This is a genomic window from Hassallia byssoidea VB512170 (assembly GCF_000817785.2).
Lineage (GTDB): Bacteria > Cyanobacteriota > Cyanobacteriia > Cyanobacteriales > Nostocaceae > Hassallia > Hassallia carrinoi.
Map to the genome: position 1 here is coordinate 105,518 of NZ_JTCM02000004.1, position 17,528 is coordinate 123,045.

Annotated in this window: 11 protein-coding genes; 3 read left to right on the forward strand and 8 right to left on the reverse strand. The window is 42.5% G+C overall.

Annotated elements, in window-relative coordinates; translation table 11 throughout:
- Window positions 1–258: 258 nt before the first annotated feature.
- Window positions 259–4,854: a rhoptry family protein gene (locus tag PI95_RS35005; protein WP_201280278.1), complete on the reverse strand. Its 4,596-nt coding sequence runs from the start codon at window positions 4,852–4,854 to the stop codon at window positions 259–261.
- A 503-nt stretch (window positions 4,855–5,357) separates the two neighbouring features.
- Between PI95_RS35005 and PI95_RS03355 the strand changes: the two genes are divergently transcribed.
- Window positions 5,358–6,230 (forward strand): S-methyl-5'-thioadenosine phosphorylase, encoded by an 873-nt coding sequence (locus tag PI95_RS03355; RefSeq protein ID WP_039752662.1) that lies wholly within the window; start codon window positions 5,358–5,360, stop codon window positions 6,228–6,230.
- 94 nt (window positions 6,231–6,324) lie between these two features.
- Here PI95_RS03355 and PI95_RS03360 read toward each other — a convergent pair whose 3' ends face one another.
- From PI95_RS03360 to PI95_RS03375, 4 genes are all read right to left on the reverse strand, one after another.
- A complete protein-coding gene (locus PI95_RS03360) occupies window positions 6,325–7,413 on the reverse strand; it encodes a tetratricopeptide repeat protein (RefSeq protein WP_052325745.1) in 1,089 nt (362 codons plus the stop codon).
- Window positions 7,414–7,611: 198 nt separating this feature from the next.
- Window positions 7,612–9,777, reverse strand: a complete 2,166-nt coding sequence (locus PI95_RS03365) for a caspase family protein (RefSeq protein WP_039752663.1) — start codon at window positions 9,775–9,777, stop codon at window positions 7,612–7,614.
- 115 nt (window positions 9,778–9,892) lie between these two features.
- Window positions 9,893–11,083 carry a sulfate adenylyltransferase gene (gene sat, locus PI95_RS03370; RefSeq protein WP_039752664.1) on the reverse strand — a complete coding sequence of 397 codons (1,191 nt, stop codon included), beginning with the start codon at window positions 11,081–11,083 and terminating at the stop codon, window positions 9,893–9,895.
- Window positions 11,084–11,386: 303 nt separating this feature from the next.
- A complete protein-coding gene (locus tag PI95_RS03375; protein WP_039752665.1) occupies window positions 11,387–12,244 on the reverse strand; it encodes a nitrate ABC transporter ATP-binding protein in 858 nt (285 codons plus the stop codon).
- On the opposite strand from PI95_RS03375, the gene PI95_RS03380 reads away from it, so the two are divergent.
- Window positions 12,239–12,496 (forward strand): hypothetical protein, encoded by a 258-nt coding sequence (locus PI95_RS03380; protein WP_039752666.1) that lies wholly within the window; start codon window positions 12,239–12,241, stop codon window positions 12,494–12,496. The genes PI95_RS03375 and PI95_RS03380 overlap by 6 nt on opposite strands.
- A gap of 47 nt (window positions 12,497–12,543) precedes the next feature.
- Here PI95_RS03380 and PI95_RS03385 read toward each other — a convergent pair whose 3' ends face one another.
- Entirely contained in the window at window positions 12,544–14,547 is a 2,004-nt protein-coding gene (locus PI95_RS03385) for an ABC transporter ATP-binding/substrate-binding protein (RefSeq protein WP_039752667.1), read from the reverse strand.
- Window positions 14,548–14,559: 12 nt separating this feature from the next.
- Here PI95_RS03385 and PI95_RS03390 point away from each other — a divergent pair, with 12 nt between their 5' ends.
- On the forward strand, window positions 14,560–14,703 hold the full coding sequence (locus PI95_RS03390; protein WP_163518556.1) for a hypothetical protein: 144 nt from the start codon (window positions 14,560–14,562) through the stop codon (window positions 14,701–14,703).
- Here PI95_RS03390 and ntrB read toward each other — a convergent pair.
- Window positions 14,670–15,509: a nitrate ABC transporter permease gene (gene ntrB, locus PI95_RS03395; RefSeq protein ID WP_039752669.1), complete on the reverse strand. Its 840-nt coding sequence runs from the start codon at window positions 15,507–15,509 to the stop codon at window positions 14,670–14,672. The genes PI95_RS03390 and ntrB overlap by 34 nt on opposite strands.
- Window positions 15,510–15,562: 53 nt before the next feature.
- Window positions 15,563–16,930, reverse strand: coding sequence for a CmpA/NrtA family ABC transporter substrate-binding protein (locus tag PI95_RS03400; protein WP_039752670.1), 1,368 nt, complete (start codon window positions 16,928–16,930; stop codon window positions 15,563–15,565).
- Window positions 16,931–17,528 lie beyond the last annotated feature (598 nt).

A 17,528-nucleotide genomic window follows, 5' to 3' on the forward strand; every position in this document is an offset into this window, starting at 1 on the left:
ACGGCGCTCCGCGCAGGGTGTAGGGTGCATGGGTGTAGGGTGAAGGGGGGAGACGGCGTTGGTTGGGGCTTCTAACCCCAACCAACGCAATCGCCCTTTAAGGGCGAGGCTTCTGACCAAGGCGGTTGTTGGGGCTATTTCTTCCCCCACACCCCACACCCCACACCCCGCCCCCTAGGGGCTTGGTGACAGTTTGATGTAGTTCTTGAAAGTGGCAATTACATTGCCTTGCTCGGACAAAGTGCAGTTATGAACCAATTACTGCTTCGGCTCAATCATAGGTTTGAACGGCTTGAATGTGTTAATGTCCACGCAGGCAGTTCCATCCAGCTTGGTTCTGAGTTGAGCGCTGAAGGTGACTAGCGTCTCCACAAGAACTTCACGGTCGGTTAAGCAGCCTTTGATTGCCATGAGTTCTCCCAGAGTCCACTCATAGAGATGTCTGTCTGCGTTGTTGATGATTGCAGTCAGTTCGTTCTTGGTTCTCAAGATTTGGTTGAGAAGCTCGTCCACCTTGATGTTGATGATATTTGCGACCTGGATGTTGAATGTGTCTCTGCCGCCTATTATGTTGATCAGTTCATCGATGTGCTGTGTAACCAGACTTATGAATGTCTGATTCCACTCGTTGCGGACGTTCTCAATCTTGATGTCAATATCTCTGTAGACGTTATTAATCTTGTTGTTAATTTCAGTACTATTGGCAACCAAGTTGACAATCGAGTTGTTAACATCAATGTTGTTGGTGACATTTTGCTGTAAGCGTTGGTCGATGTACTGATTTAATCCCTCATTGTTATTGACAATGTTCTGGGTAATCACAGAGATGTAATTTCGTACCTTTTGCTCATAAGTATTGTCAATTTGCTGGTTGACGTAGTTATTAAGCTCAGTATTGTTATTGACAAGCTTCCCAGTAATGACTCTGCTGAATGTGTCTCCACCACCAATGATGTTGCTCAGTTCATCGACATGCTGTGTAGCCAGATTGATGAATGTCCGATTCCATTCGTTGCGGAGATTCTCAATCTTGTTGTTAATTTCCGTACTGTTGGCAACGACGTTGACAAACTCGTTGTTAACTTCAGTGTTGGTTACAGTCTGCTGTAAGCGTCGGTCGATGTACTGATTTAATTCCTCATTGTTATTGACAATGTTCTGAGTAATCAGATGCAAGTTATTTTGTACCTTTTGCTCATAAGTATTGTCAATTTGCTGGCTAATGTACTGCTCAAGGTCAGTATTATTGTTGACAAGCTTCCCAGTAATCACTCTGCTGAATGTGTCTGTACCACCGATGATGTTGCTCAGTTCGTCAACGTGCTGAGTAGCCAGATTGATGAATGTCCGATTCCATTCGTTGCGGAGATTCTCAATCTTGTTGTTAATTTCCGTACTGTTGGAAACTAAGTTGACAATCGAGTTGTTGACATCAGTGTTGTTGGTGACAGCTTGCTGTAAGCGTTCGTCGATGTACTGATTTAAGTTTTCATTGTTCTGAACAAGCTTCCCAGTAATGACTCTGCTGAATGTGTCTGTACCACCGATGATGTTGCTCAGTTCATCAACGTGCTGAGTAGCCAAACTTAGGAATGTCTGATTCCACTCGTTGCGGAGGTTTGAAATCTTGTTGTTAATTTCAGTACTGTTGGAAACTAAGTTGACAATCGAGTTGTTGACATCAGTGTTGTTGGTGACAGCTTGCTGTAAGCGTTCGTCAATGTACTGATTTAAGTTTTCATTGTTATTGACAATGTTCTGAGTAATCAGGTGCAAGTTATTTTGTACCTTTTGCTCATAAGTGTTGTCAATTTGCTGGCTAATGTACTGCTCAAGGTCAGTATTATTGTTGACAAGCTTCCCAGTAATGACTCTGCTGAATGTGTCTGTACCACCGATGATGTTGCTCAGTTCGTCAACGTGCTGAGTAGCCAAACTTAGGAATGTCTGATTCCACTGGTTGCGGAGATTCTCAATCTTGTTGTTAATTTCAGTACTGTTGGAAACCAAGTTAACAATCGAGTTGTTAACTTCAGTGTTGTTAGTTACAGACTGCTGTAAGCGCTGGTCGATGTACTGATTTAATGCCTCATTGTTATTGACAATGTTCTGAGTAATCGCTGGGATGTGACTTTGTAGCTTTTGCTCATAAGTATTGTCGATTTGCTGGCTGACGTACTGATTAAGCTCAGTATTATCATTGACAATATTCTGAGTAATTAGGTTGATGTTATTGCGTATCTTTTGCTCAAAGGAGGAGTCGATTTGCCCATCGACATGGCGATCGATGTACTGGTTGAGTTCCTGCTTATTTACAAGGTTGTTGATAATTAATTCGACGTTGTTACGTATCTTTTGCTCAAAGGAGGAGTCGATTTGCTGATCGACATGGCGATCAATGTACTGGTTGAGTTCCTGCTTACGTACAACGTTGTTAACAATTAATCCGATGTTGTTACGTACCTTTTGATCGAAGATTTGGTCGATTTGCTGATCGACATGGCGATCGATGTACTGGTTGAGTTCCTGCTTATTTACAATGTTGTTGACAATTAATCCGATGTTGTTACGTATCCTTTGCTCAAAGGTTTGGTCAACGTACTGGTTGATCTGCTGGTTAATTTTCCTCGATATCTCAACGTTGATCCTATCTTCCACTAGCTTGTCTAAGTAGCTAGACCAGCCTTGCAATTGCTGGTTCAGACTAAATTCCATCTGCTGTGTATAGGCATCCATCGTAAACCTGACCTTCGCTACTTCTATAGCCAGGTTCTTGAAGTGCTTCTCGTAGTTCTTCAGGAGCCACTGTTCGAGCTGATCCCAATACTTAGCCTCCAGTGTCACATCGTTTTCATCTATCACCTTGATAGATGCATTAATCTGCTGTAACTGCTCCTCCCACTTCTTCTTTAACTCGTCTTCGTTAAAGCGGAAGGTGAACTCTGTCGAACTGCTCGCACCCACTGCTTCACGACTGGTAGATCCACCTGAGCCTTGAATATTTGTAACAGTCTCCGAGCTGTTCGCACCCACTGCTTCACGACTGCTAGATCCACCTGAGCCTTGAACATTTGTAACAGTCCGGGTTGTAGTAGTCTGTTGTTGATTTGTAATCTGGCTTGTAGTAGTCTGTTGCTTCTTCTTCTGGGTCAGTTCAGTTGCACTCACTGACTCTATTGCCAGGATAATTTGTCCTTCGTTATCTTCTTTGTAGGTATCAACAAATAAACCTGTTAAGGTAGTTTTTTCTTTGACTTCTAAAATGACTTCATCTTTGAGACCATTCAATGAAGTCCAAGTTTCTTCAACTTCAATGCCAGTCAGTTTTGTAATAAATTTTCCGCCTTTGACCCAAATTAAAGCCCAAGGTTCTAGGTTAAACTTCTTGTTATCTGACCAATAAGTTGCATTGCCTTCACGAATTTTGAGGCGATAGTTTCCGGGACTTAATTCAATGGAGTTAGTACCGGATTGCTTCAAACTTGACAGGTAATTTTCATCCAGCACATAACTATTGCGTTTGCTATCTACTGTTAAAGTATGAGGATTGAAAAATGGCTTATTACTGGTAATCAAAAGGTCAATTGAGCCATTATTATCAGCATTGTTAACATCAAAGAACAAGGCATTGAGAACTGCTCTTTGTTTAACTTCTAACTGCAAATTATCATTATATCCGTTTAAGGTTGTCCAGGTTGCGCCTACCTCATAACCTGTGGTTTTATTGATAAATTTACTACCATCAGCTCCATATATCCAGAGCAAGACAAAAGGTTCTCCTTCTGTTTTAGCCTTGGCATATTTGTAGCGACCGCCAATAATTTTGATATCAAAAGTACCTTTATCGAAAGTAAAGGAAGTTGCAACATTTTGTTGCAAGTTGTTCATTTGGTTGGCGTCGATAACATAACAATTGTTTTTGGTATCGATGGTTAAAATGCTCATACCTTCCTCCCTGATAGTTTTGCTTTCTTGAGAAACTATTGCTGGTGTACCTTGAGAAGTTTTTTCTTGTTTTACTGCTGGTATGCGTTGAGAAGTTTTTTCTTGTTTTACTGCTGCTGGTGTACCTTGAGAAGTTTCTTCTTTTGTTGTTTCAGATTTTTCGTCCGACTTGACTTCTGGGGTAATTTCCGTTGTTACTGCCGTGGCTGGTTCATAAATAGTAATCCCTGCCCAACGACCCTTAGGTTCGGTCATGGTGACTAAAGTTCCCTTACCAGTAGTCGTGTTTATGCGGATTAGTTGACCGTCTTTACCTAAGTTAAAGAAGTTACCAGTCACGCCATAGAGAACATCACCAACAAATTCCATACTGGCAATATTGGGAAAGCCTGTATCACCAATGATCTGGACTTTACTAGTCTCTAGATTCCAACTTACTAATAACTTCTTCTTGTTGTAACCAATCAAGGTAATATAAGCTTTGCCATCAGCATCAAAGGCAACTTCAGCACAGTTGTAGTCTTTATCCGCTACTGTTACTACTGGCGTACCTTTACCTGTTTCGAGATTAATGGCAATCAGTTGTTTCGCTGTTGTGGCGTAGAGGGTTTGACGCTGGCGATTATATGCTAAACCAGCACAAGCAAAGCCAATATCACCAACTACGGTGGCATCACCTGAATTCAGGTCAATTTTAACTAGTTGAGTCTTGTCACCGTCTCGATCAAGTCCATATAGTTGCGAACCGACAAAAGCAATGTCAGAGACTTCTGTAACTATCTCGCCAATAAACGTAGCTTTACCTGTAGCTAAATCCAGGGTATAAAGTTTGCTTAATTCATTGGTGACACAATCTTGGATATAAACTGCCCCTGGTTTGAGCTTAATAGTTTTAGCTGTGCGACTCATACTTTTCTCTTTTTTCTTTCGGTTGAAATTGAAGAAGTTCATACTTTAAAAGATCCATGAGTTTCAATTTCGTAAAGGAATCAAAACCTAAGCAATAAACATGAATTTTCTACTTGGGATTGTTCTTCTAGGCATAAGGGTATGCTTAAATATAACAGAACAAAATCAAGTCTGCAATCGTTTTCAGGCAATTTGCAAATCTCAATTTTTGCTGAACACGCGCTCTTATTCGCATAGTTCGTAACTGCGTACCTAACCCAGTTTTATCTGAATCTCCTAAAAGAGACAGACCATTTTTAGATAAATTGTCCTTGAGTTATTTCTGGTATGTATAGAAAGATTCACTGCTTTATTACAATATAATTTGATTATTATCTACACATCGACCGAGAGGAATAGCTCCATAGGAATAGAAAAGTATCATTATAAGTAATGTTTATGTATTTTGACCAATTCCTAGTAAAATAGCTTGGCATTGCCTTTACATCTAGAGGTTCAGAATCATGGCTCAAGCGAAGATTGGGATTATTGGTGGCAGCGGTTTATACAAGATGGATGCGCTGAAAGATGTAGAGGAGGTGCATGTAGAAACACCGTTTGGTTCACCTTCTGATGCTTTGATTTTGGGAACTGTGGACGGGACTCAGGTAGCTTTTTTAGCGCGTCACGGTCGCAATCATACGCTTTTGCCTTCTGAGTTGCCGTTTCGTGCGAATATCTATGCGATGAAGCAATTAGGTGTGGAGTATTTAATTTCCGCTAGTGCGGTGGGTTCGTTGAAGGAAGAAGCTAAACCTCTAGATATGGTGGTTCCGGATCAGTTTATTGATAGAACCAAAAATCGGGTTTCGACTTTCTTCGGGGAAGGAATTGTGGCTCACATTGCTTTTGGCGATCCGGTTTGTGGAAATTTAGCTGGAGTTTTGGGGGATGCGATCGCTTCTCTCAATTTACCAAATGTATGTCTGCATCGCGGTGGCACTTATGTCTGCATGGAAGGACCGGCATTTTCAACTAAGGCAGAATCGCATCTTTACCGCAGTTGGGGTGCAACGGTAATCGGGATGACGAATTTACCAGAAGCGAAGTTAGCGCGGGAAGCGGAAATCGCTTATGCAACTTTAGCGTTGGTAACAGATTATGATTGCTGGCACTCAGATCACGATAGCGTGACGGTGGAAATGGTGATTGCAAATTTACAGCGGAATGCGGTAAATGCTCAAAAGGTGATTCAAGAAACTGTACGTCGTTTAAGTGAAAATCCGCCGTCTAGTGATGCTCATTCTGCCTTGAAGTATGCAATTTTGACTAATTTAGAAAAAGCGCCGGCGGCAACAAAAGAGAAGTTGAGGTTGTTGTTGCAAAAGTATTTGTAGAAACGAACCGCACTTTTATGTGCAGAAGAGAAAGTGTCAGCTAGTAAGATTATCAGATCCCCGACTTCTCAAAGAAATCGAGGATCTTAGTATTTTAGCCTTCTATTAATTTTTTAAAGCGATCGTCTTGGCGAAGTATGTCAAAGTCTGGATTAGTTTTTGCCAATTCTCGGTGTTTATCAACTTTTAAATTAATTGCTTGTTGCAGGCTTTCAAGTGCTAAGTCATGATTACCTTGTAATACGTGACAACGAGCTTTATGATGCCAAGCCCAATGAAAATCTGGTTGAAGTTCTAGAGTTTTATTATAGGACGCGATCGCATCATTATATCTTTGTAATTTTCTTAGGGCATTACCGCGACCAAACCAGGCTATATATTGGTCATATCTTATCTCAATTCCTTTATCATAGGATAAAACGGCTTCTTCGTAACGCCCTAATTTTCTCAGTGTCCAACCGCGATTTACCCAAGCACAATAAATTTCCGGTTGTTTTTCAATTACTAAATTATAACTGGCAAATGCTTCATCATATCGACCTTCAACGAAGAGCGCATCACCTTGTTTTAAATAATCATTTGCTGTAAAAAATAATTGCGGATTGCCACCTTTTAATTTTTCTAGTTGTGTTGTCAATTCTTGGATTTTTTGCTGAATTTCTGGATGAATGTAATCTACAACTAATGAAGGTGCGGGTGTCAATGCAGATAGCTGTTGAAATATTTGCTCCTTTTGAGTTTGGGCATCTACAAAAAGATTATTTAACTGAGATAATTGTCCGACAAAATCTGACTTTAATATTTCTAGTTCTTGTTTAAAAGCTTCTGTTTGTTTTTGCAATTCTATGGCTACTTCTTTTTGTAGTTGTGCGTCTACCTCTTCTTCTAGTCGCTTTTTTGTTTCCGCTACTAATTCACTAATGACGCTGCGACGAAGTAACCAAAGACCAGCCGCTGCTAAAATTGGTAACAAAGTCAATACGACTAGCATAATATTTAATAAAGTTGTAGTGTGCCCAAAAGCACGATCTACTTCGTTGTCAACTTGATCGCCTATTTCTAATTTTTCTTGAGCCGATAGAGTTGGTATCGCTGTCGGTATTTGACTCGGTTGAGCAGTAGCAGCACTAGCAGATAATAGAACCAGAGAAAGCGCTCTTGCAACTTGATTGTTGATTTCCATGAGAATTTACTCACTATAAGCCCAGTAAACACAGTTATATACCAAGCTAACTAAGTGAATTACGCATTTTTTTAAGTAAGAAACGAACCGCAGAGGGGCAGAGAAAGCAGAGAAAGATAAGAGAGAGTGTACGTACTTAATAAGTTCCGACTCGTAACTCCTAACTTTTAACTCTGCTCCTCCGCTCCTCCTAACTTATTAAACCACCTGAAAGATAAAGCTGAGACTTGCCCAATTATTCACATTTAAGGCGTAAAAATCGCTACTTTGGCTGGTTGTCTCGGTGGCTGCGCTGGCGTTGTGCAAGTCTTGCAAAAGGGCTTGGGCTACTTCTAAGGGTTTGGACAATTCGATAATCGGTTGTTTATCTGCGGTGGAATATTTAGCAGCTTGAACGGCAGCGAGGGTTTGGGTGAAGGGTGCGGTGCTAAAAATTACTTGGTGTTCGTATTCGTCAGCGGAACCGGGAATCACCCATTCGGAATTAGTGCCACTTTTTGGTAAGGTGATAATTTCACCAGGGGCGATGACGACTTCTTTCAGGGGTGGTTTTGTTTCGGCGTTAAGTTCTTGACTGCGGGAAGTGGGGTAAAATGCGATCGCTGTCCTACTACTATTCAATCCTAATAGCATCAAATATATCGGGCGATCGCTCAAATTTTCCACGCGGTATTGCATCCGGCTACCTACAGGTACGGTGGGAACATATCCGGCTTCGCTGCTAAGTAATTTCTTATTCGATTGTGCAGTTACTCGCACTGTTTCGCGTTGCATGACTACGCGAGGGGTTATACCGCTAATTATCTCTAAACTAGCTTTGACTCCCAAGCGAGAAGAACCTTCATTTTCTGTCAGTCGCCATAATTTCGCTGCTAGCAAAGTTTGCAATCTTCGTTCTAAGCGTTGTACTGCAACTTTCGCCGCTTCTCCATCTTCTCCTGCGGTGTTGGGAATCAATTCGTAGGAGAGAGAAAATAAACCGTAGCGACTGGGAGATGCTGCTGAATCGGGAATTTTTGTTTCTGGTAATTTACCAAATACATAATCGGCTGGTTGTTCTCCTGCAATTACACTAGATACGCGGGAAATCGTTGCAAAACCACTTGTAGCATCTACACGCTCAATTCTTTCTAGTTTAGTACCCAGAGCAACGCTTAAGTTAATATTTTTGGCTAAAACTCGCTCTTCTTCTTGGACTAATTGCCCGACTTTAATCAAAGTTGCACTTTTAGTTTCGTCGGAGATTTGCGCTTTTGCGGTTAATCCGTTACGCGATCGCAATACAATTTGTATATTCGCATCTTCGCTCACTAAACTCAGTCGCGAATTGACTCCATAATACTCCAGCACTTGTAAAGGTATTCCGCCTAACCACACTTGGACTGTTTTACCATCCTCTTCTGTTGCTATAACTACTCCTTCGGCACCAATGATGCTTTCTGTAACAAAATTATCGCTCAGTAACTTTGATTGATTTTTTTTGCTATTTAATAACGCTGGCTGCTGTTTACCATCCAGTTGGCGTATGGAACTTCCCACTTGCGACAAAGTGTGAATAATTGTCGTTACTGGAGTTGCTTCCCACAAATACTGCGTCAAGGCGTAGGTAAATAATCCTACGCTGAAACCAGATAATAGTATTTCCCTCGCCAACTCTTTGGGGTTCGAGGTGGCAGATAGCAGCAGGGGTGTCGGGCGATCGCTTATACTTTTGCTTTTAAGTTCTTTTTGAAAGTCGAGTTCTGCTGTTGCGAATTCGGCTTGTGCTGGCATTTGGTAGGCGCGAATTCGCGAAGCTGTTGAAGCAGCTGTTATTGGCGCATGATAGCTTGTATCGAGTATTGCTGTTACTCGTGTGGTCAGCTGTCGCCACAATAACATCAATGTTTCTTCTAATAAACAATTGACTGTTGGACTGTTTTCTGATATGTAAGTTCCATCAAAGGGAATGAGAGTGTTTACCAGGGATTCTTCTGCTGCGTTTAATTTGACGCGGCTGCCATAACCGCTAAAGTGGAAGACAACCACATCCGATGGTTTAGCATCTTGAACCAGATGGTCTAAAAAAGCATTTTCAATTTTTTCTCTGGTAGCTTGTTCATCAGTCAAAGTCAAAATATCTGACTCTTGAAAGCCAAAGCGGTAAATCAAAAGTTCCTTTTGCAGTTCGACATCAGTTAAACAGCCCCCAAGTGCTAAGGAATGCGGATATTTATTGATACCGATCAATAACGCTAGTTTACGCCGGCTGGGTTGTGCCAAAGCTTGGTAATAGCGATTTCCTAAGGAAAACCAACCAGCCTCAGTCACTCCCAACGCCGCGAGTATAAAGCCAATCCGTTGTAAAAACGTTCGTCGCTTCATCATTAGTTATTAACCTACCCTACTGCAAGCCACTTCGGGTCTAAGGAACATCAGTTATCAGCTTAAAGGGCTGAAGTCTGTAGGGTAAAGAAAAACTTAGACTTGTTTAACTTTACTATATGTGCATATACCAGCTATCTTCCACGCGCATTGCCCGTGTCAACTCTGCTGCTACTTCCGGACGAGAAAATTCTGGTGGAGGTGATTCACCTCGTCTTAGCATTTCCCGTACTTTTGTTCCCGACAGGTGAATCCGTTCTTCTGGCTTGCTGGGACTGGTTTTCGTCGTCGCCATTTGCTTGGTGCGGGTACAATAGAAAGCGTGTTCAAACATCATCGGCACAATCCCTAATTCACTGGGATCAAACTCATCGAAGATATGTTGAGCATCGTATGTACCATAATAGTTACCCACCCCAGCATGATCTCGTCCGACGATAAAGTGAGTACAGCCGTAGTTTTTGCGGACTAAAGCATGAAAAATCGCTTCACGCGGACCTGCATAACGCATCGCTGCGGGATTGATTGCTAAAGTTACGCGATCGCGCGGATAATAGTGTTCCAGCAAAATTTCATAACAGCGCATCCGCACATCAGCGGCAATGTCATCATCTTTTGTCGCTCCGACCAAAGGATGCAAAAATAAAGCATCCACTGTTTCTAAAGCGCACTTTTGGATATATTCATGAGCGCGGTGGATCGGGTTGCGAGTTTGAAAACCAACAATTGTTTTCCAGCCATTGACTTTAAACATCTCTCGTGATTCGGCTGGATCGATTTGGTAGGTGGGAAACTGGGGATGGGGTTTGCGTTGCAATAGCCAGATGTCGCCGGCGAGATGTACAGAACCTTGGTTATATAGTACTTGCACCCCTGGATGGTTGATATCATCGGTGCGGTAGACATTAATTGCTTCGCGCTTTTTGTCGTAGCGGTACTTTTGCGTCAGTTGCAAAACCCCGATAAACTCACCTGCGGGGTTATCCAAGCGAATCAAGTTGCCTTCGGTCAGGGAAGAAGCAATTTCTTCAGTTACCGACAGTGTAATCGGAATTGACCACGGCAAACCGTTGGCGAGACGCATTTGAGTGACAACGCGATCGTAGTCTTCTTGATTCATAAAACCCGTCAGAGGACTAAAACCGCCGATCGCGATCATTTCTAAATCAGAAACAGCTCGCTCATCAAGCTGCACTTGCGGTAAAACATCAGCTTTCGAGAGAAATTCATCTCTTTGCTCTGCGGTAGCAATGCGATTCACCAACTGTCCACCGTGGGGGGCAATGGTATCTGGATGGTAACTCAACGTAACCCCTTTTTTGCAACGTAATTATTTTCAACTCATGTACTAACTTATCAAAATGCTGGTACGTAGAGAAAAAAGATTATTGGGAAGGGAGGGGGAGGGGGGGAGTGGGGGACTTTGATTATTTAACTCAACATATTATACGCCCTCAGGCTGGAAGCCGCTGGCTAAACATACAAGGAACACCTTCGTGGGCTATAAAACTCTTCATTTTTCCCAGCACACGCAGGTGTTCCTTGTCCGTATAGCCCTACCCTTCCAGGGTAAGGGGTATTGGTGCATTCCGCGTTCGGGGGAAAGATGCTAACCTACATCATCATGGGCAAAGCGGTTAAAGAGAAAGTCTAAAGCATAGTTACGCAGTTGATAATATTGGGGATCTTCCATAATGCGAGAGCGATCGCGTGGACGCGCAAAAGGAATTGACATGACTTCGCCAATTTTCGCATGAGGTCCATTGGTCATCATCACCAACTTATCTGCTAAAAAGAGCGCTTCATCGATATCATGGGTAATCATCAACACTGTACAGCGGTTATCACCCCAGATTTTCAGCAATTCTTCTTGTAATTCTTCTTTGGTGATAGCATCTAGCGCTCCAAAGGGTTCATCTAAAATTAACACTTTCGGACGAATTGCCAAAGCACGAGCGATAGAAACCCGCTGTCTCATCCCCCCAGACATTTGCGGTGGTTTTTTGTCCATCGCGTCAGCTAGTCCCACCATCGCTAAATGATCGCGGACGATCGCTCTTTTTTCCGCTTCGGGTTTGTTGGGAGAAACCGCGTTAACAGCCAAGTATATATTTTCAAAAGCAGTCCGCCAAGGTAGCAAGGCATAATTTTGGAAGACAACCATCCTATCGGGACCGGGTTTGGTAATCGGTTGTCCTTCTAGCAGCACTTGTCCGGAAGTGGGAAAGTTAAAACCGGATACCATATTTAATAGTGTCGATTTGCCACAGCCAGAGTGACCGATAACGCAAATAAACTCACCCTGTCCGACATTCAGGTTAACACCATCAAGGACGGTGAAGGGTCCTTTCTTGGTCGGATAAACTTTAGAAACATCTTTAATTTCTAAAAAAGGCTTGCGGACGTTGTTAATTTGAGTATCTAATGGTTGTCCGATGTTGGTTGGTCTTAAAGTGCGGTTTTGCATGGCGTTTTAGAAGTTAAAAAGGTCATCGTTGAGGAACTGAAGGTCATCGTTGAGGAACTGAAGGTCATCGTTGAGGAACTGAAGGTCAACGTTGAGGAACTGAAGGTCAACGTTGAGGAACTGAGGGTCAACGTTGAGGAACTGAAGGTCAACGTTGAGGAACTGAAGGTCATCGTTGAGCTTCAGAGGGTCATCGTTGAGGAACTGAAGGTCATCGTTGAGGAACTGAAGCTCGTGCGTGAGGAGAAATAGAGTAGTGAGCGCTGAAGCGCTCAAACAAATAAGCACTAAAGTGCTTACTACGCTACTCTTCTCGTGGGTGTATCAAGAATAACTTCAGCCACAGAAACATCACGTTTAATGTGCAAGCTGTTGAGATAAGATATCGGATCGTCAGCATTAAACGGTGTTCCATCGAACAGTTGGATCGGTTGACGGGTGTAGCTAATATCTAAACCTAACTCGCGGGCAGCGGTGCTGAAGACGCGAACTCGACAGACTCTTTCGACAACTTCCACCCAATTTCTGGGGAAGGGAGTATCACCCCAACGCGCTAATTGACTCATAATCCAAATTTGCTCGGTGCGACTGGGACGATTGATGGCAGAATCCGAGTAAAATTGATGATGGGCATAATCGCGCAGCGGATAATCTAAGCTACAAGCGGCGTCATTCGGATCTTCGATTTGAATGTACTCGATATCGTTGCTGACATACTCTCGCCGTGCTAAAATTTGCCGAATCTCTAGGGCATTTTCCGGAATTGCACAATAATAACAAGCTTCTAGCAAAGCTTTAGTTAAGGCGATGTGGGTATTGGGGTAAGTTTCTGCCCAATCTTCGCGCACACCGAGAACTTTACCAGGATGTCCCCACCAAACTTCTAAGTCGGTAGCGATCGTAAAGCCAATTTGTTCGACCGCAGCGCGATAGTTCCAAGGTTCACCCACGCAGTAACCATCTATACTGCCGGCTTTCAAGTCTGCGACCATCTGCGCTGGCGGGATAGTCTTCATATCCACGTCTAAATCGGGGTCAATTCCCCCAGCAGCTAACCAGTAGCGCAGTAGCAAATTATGCATTGATGCGGGATGCACTACCCCCATTGTGTGGCGTAAGTCGCGGGTGCGAAGCAGGTAATTTTTGAAGTCTGATAAGCTTTGCACACCTTCTTCATAGAAGCGTCTCGCTAAGGTGATAGCGTTACCGTTGCGGGTCATGGTAAGGGCAGTAACCACGGGCAAAGGTTGGTTGTTATGTCCTCCTAAGGTCAACCACATCGGCATTCCTGAAGGCATTTGCGCCGCATCTAAATAACCGCCGGTCATGCCATCAACGATACCGCGCCAGCTGCTTTCACGCACGAGGCTAACTTCATCTAAACCATGTTTGGCAAAGAAGCCTTTTTCTTTAGCGATCGCCAAAGGAGCGCAAGCTGTCAAGGGTAAAAAGCCAATTTCTAGGTTAACTTTTTCTAAGCCATGACGGGCGATCGCCGCAGTTTTCCGCGCTCTAATTTTCTTGATGCGTTTTTGCTGGTTGAGGAAGTAAATCATCTCACTTCGCAAGCTGTAGTAACTCGGATGTTCGACTACTTCCATCCGCTTGCGGGGTCTGGGAATATCGACTTCTAAAATGTCGCCAATTTTCGATTCGGGTCCATTGGTCAACATCACAATTCTGTCAGATAACAGTACTGCCTCATCGACATCGTGTGTCACCATTACGGCAGTAACTTCATTTTCTTGACAAATTTGCATCAATTGTTCTTGCAAATTGCCGCGTGTGAGTGCATCCAATGCACCAAATGGCTCATCTAGCAATAATAACTTAGGACGAATCGCCAAAGCGCGAGCGATCGCTACCCGTTGTTTTTGTCCCCCAGATAACATCCCCGGTTGTTTATCAGCATGGGGACGCAAACCCACCATATCGATATGTTTTTCGACAATTGCTTTGCGTTCACCTGCCGGCATACCCTTCATCACCGAATCTACAGCAAGAGTAATATTTTCTCTCACCGTCCGCCAAGGTAACAGCGAATAATTTTGAAACACCACCATTCTATCTGGACCTGGTTTAGTGATTCTTTGTCCTTCCAAAGTCACAACACCTTCACTTGGCAAATCCAGACCGGCAATCATATTTAACAAAGTCGATTTACCGCAACCGGAGTGACCAATTAAAGAAACGAATTCTCCTTTTTTAATCTCCAGATTAATACCTTTGAGGGCGATATACTTACCACCGCCGGTTAATTCAAAAACCTTATCAATTTGGTCAACAGCAACAAAGATAGACATAGTAATTTGGGAATGGGGAGTGGGGAGTGGGGAATGGGGAGGAGGGGGGAATGGGGAATGGGGAATGGGGAATGGGAATTAGAAAGACTCTTCCCTACTCCCTACTCCCTACTCCCTACTCCCTACTTCTGTTCTGCTGGTAAAATCTTGTGTTGAATCCACGCCATGAGTTTATCTAGCAGCAGACCGACAACACCGATGTAAACTAGAGCCAAAATAACTTCACTGACGTTGTTATTTTGATAAGCATCCCAGATGAAAAAGCCAATGCCGACAATACCAGACATAACGATTTCGGCGGCAATAATCGCCAACCAAGCCAAACCGATCGCAATTCTCAATCCCGTGAAAATGTAAGGTAAAGCCGACGGAATCAGAATGTTTGTGAAATATTCTTTGCGGCTAAGTTGCAAAACTTTGGCGACGTTGTTGTAATCTTGAGGAATTTGAGTTACGCCGACAGCAGTGTTAATTAAAATAGGCCAAATTGCGGTAATGAAAATTACGAATAAAGCAGCGGGTTCGTTTTGTCGCAAAGCTGCTAACGAAATCGGCACCCAAGCCAAAGGTGGTACAGTCCGCAGTAGTTGAAACAGAGGATCTAAAGCTTTAGACATTGTTTGATTAACACCAATCAAAACGCCCAAGCCAATACCGACAATTGCCGCTAAAGTATAGCTAATCGCAACTCTTTTCAGACTAGCTAAAATCTGCCAAAACAAGCCCTTATCTATCCCACCGTTGTCATAAAAGGGCCAAAATATCAAGATCCAAGTATCTTGAATCACCTGTATCGGACCCGGTAGAGTTGCGCCGGGAATGAAAGCAAATAATTGCCAAAGAATTAAAAAGATAGCGATCGCAATAGCCGGAGGTATCAAATTAGGAAACTGCTTCTTCAACCGAGAAATAAAGCCATTATCTAACCTAGCGCCAGCAGGACGTTTTTGAGCAATTGTCATTGTCTGTATTCTCCTCTTTATTTCGTAGTAAGCGCTGAAGCGCTTCTTAATTTCTAAACACTAACCTTCTTAATCTTCAAACTTCTGAGATATTCTTCTGGCTTCTCAGGGTCAAACTTAACCCCATCAAAAAATTCTTCCACCCCACGCGAAGTACTTGTCGGAATATCAGCAGCGGCAATTCCAGCTTCTTTCGCAGCTTCTTTCCAAATATCTTCGCGGTTAACTTTATCGATTAATGCTTTAGCATTAGTCAAGTATTCTTTCGGCAAAAATCCCCAGCGAACATTTTCAACTATGAACCACAAATCATGACTCTTGTAAGGATAAGAAACACTACCTTTTCCATCTTTCCAGTAATAAGCCGCCATAGATTTATCATCAATTTTGCGACCATCACCCATGTCATATTTACCTTGAAATGGTTCAATCAAAACTTCCGCAGGAAGATTAAAATAATTTCTGCCAGCGAGAATTTGAGCCGCTTCTTTCCGGTTATCAAAATTATCTAACCATTGTTGAGCCGCCATAATTCCTTTTAAAATTGCTTTGGTTGCTTTAGGATTTTTGTCAACCCACTCACCTTTCATGGCAAAGTATTCTTCGGGGTGATTCTTCCAAATTTCAGCGGTTAATGCTGCCATATAGCCAATTTTGTCTTTCACAAGACGATTGGGCCAAGGATCGCCGGTACTAAAAGCATCCATCGTTCCCGTCTTCATGTTGGCGACAGTTTGCGCTGCTGGTACTGTCAGCAATTTGACATCTGCATCCGGATCTAAACCGCCGGCAGCTAACCAGTAACGAATCCACAAATCTTGGTTGACATGGGGAAAGGTGAATGCAGCGGTGAAAGGTGTTGAAGATTTCAGTTGTGTAAATAAAGACTTAGCGCCGGCAAGTTGCAAACTAACACCTTTGCCTAGGTGCTTGTTAGCGATCGCAATTCCATTTCCATGCGTAATCAACTGACACAGCACATACATGGGAATTTTTTGATTGCCTTTGGTAATTAAACCTTCGCTAATTAAATGCGGCATTGGCATTTGCCATTGTCCACCATCAATCCCACCACCAGCAGAACCAATTTCTATATTGTCCCGCGCTGAACCCCAAGAAGCTTGTTTGGAAAGGTTAACATTGGTCATGCCATACTTCGCAAAAAAGCCTTTTTCTTTGGCAATAATTAACGGAGCCGCTTCTACAATTGGGATATATCCTAACTTAACTGTAGTCGTTTCTGGTTTTTGTTCTGGAGTTAAATTGGCAACAGTTTGAGCCGCTGGCTGTGCCTGTACACTTTTACCTGTAATGCTTGCCGGAGGATTTCCCAAACAGCCTTTGAGGAACACAGCACCCGCAGAGGCTCCGGCTGTTAATATAAATTTGCGACGAGTAAATTGATTAAAAAATTCTGTCATATATCTCCTTGAGTGGGAACTTTCTTGTTTTTAAGTACGACAATTTAAGCAGAGAAACAATAGAAATGTTTCTTGCGCTGGCAATGGCAATTTTCAGCTATAACTAATAAGCAGATATGCGCCTTTTCCAGTAGAAAAGACTCGTTCGACTGCTTAAAGAGAAACTGTGGTTAATTTATTTATTCCTCTTTAGATAGATGCGATCTTTTGGGATCGCTAACGTTGTTTAAATCAGTCTACAGGTTTTGATGCCAAATGGATATCTTTTAACCTGTAATTATTAAAAAAATATTATATTGGATCTATAAGGAAAAACTTATAGTTCAGTCGCAAATGCCGGATAAAATTTGAATATATAGTTTTTTATTTATGATAATTATTATTTTTATACTATGAGTGAATGCTTTTAGGCTCTTTTTATTCGTTTTCATCAATATATATAGATAATTATTTATGAATGGTGTGGAGGAAATTTATATATTAAGTTTTTTAACTAACTTCGTAGCTTGGTAGTTGATAAAAATATAGATATAGAGGTTCTCATATGATGTCCCTAGTTGGGACACATAATTTGTAGGGTGCGTTACTTCGTTAACGC

Coding starts and splice junctions, on each gene's coding strand:
- PI95_RS03385 (WP_039752667.1), bottom strand. CDS start 14,547: ATGTCTATCTTTGTTGCTGTTGACCAAATTGATAAGGTTTTTGAATTA.
- PI95_RS03365 (WP_039752663.1), bottom strand. CDS start 9,777: ATGAAGCGACGAACGTTTTTACAACGGATTGGCTTTATACTCGCGGCG.
- PI95_RS35005 (WP_201280278.1), bottom strand. CDS start 4,854: ATGAGTCGCACAGCTAAAACTATTAAGCTCAAACCAGGGGCAGTTTAT.
- PI95_RS03400 (WP_039752670.1), bottom strand. CDS start 16,930: ATGACAGAATTTTTTAATCAATTTACTCGTCGCAAATTTATATTAACA.
- PI95_RS03375 (WP_039752665.1), bottom strand. CDS start 12,244: ATGCAAAACCGCACTTTAAGACCAACCAACATCGGACAACCATTAGAT.
- PI95_RS03390 (WP_163518556.1), top strand. CDS start 14,560: ATGGGGAGTGGGGAGTGGGGAATGGGGAGGAGGGGGGAATGGGGAATG.
- PI95_RS03360 (WP_052325745.1), bottom strand. CDS start 7,413: ATGGAAATCAACAATCAAGTTGCAAGAGCGCTTTCTCTGGTTCTATTA.
- PI95_RS03355 (WP_039752662.1), top strand. CDS start 5,358: ATGGCTCAAGCGAAGATTGGGATTATTGGTGGCAGCGGTTTATACAAG.
- ntrB (WP_039752669.1), bottom strand. CDS start 15,509: ATGACAATTGCTCAAAAACGTCCTGCTGGCGCTAGGTTAGATAATGGC.